1 protein-coding gene is annotated in these 234 nt (G+C 59.8%); it reads right to left on the minus strand.

The window, feature by feature from the left end; all coding sequences use genetic code 11:
- Positions 1 to 175: hypothetical protein (locus E0698_RS27815; RefSeq protein ID WP_443146930.1), on the minus strand; the 175-nt coding region annotated here is incomplete at its 3' end.
- Between the last annotated feature and the right edge of the window lie 59 nt (positions 176 to 234).

Genomic DNA, 234 nt, shown 5'->3' on the forward strand with positions numbered 1-234 from the left:
GCACGGCCGAGACAAAGCCACGGGCGATCTCCATGTCCGTTCGACCCCGTACCGCGTCGCGATACTTGAGATCCGATTGTCCTTCCGGCCTTTGCCATTCGAGGTGAACGGCAAAGGGGAAACGTGCCTGGAGCTGCCTCATGGCATCGACGGGACGAACCGGATCAGTGAGCAAAGCGGAGACGTAGCACTGCTCGGAATCGGCGTACTTCGACTCGGTGAGAAGTTCCTCGA

The sequence above is a fragment of the Paenibacillus sp. 23TSA30-6 genome (genome assembly GCF_014858585.1).
Taxonomy (GTDB): domain Bacteria; phylum Bacillota; class Bacilli; order Paenibacillales; family Paenibacillaceae; genus Paenibacillus.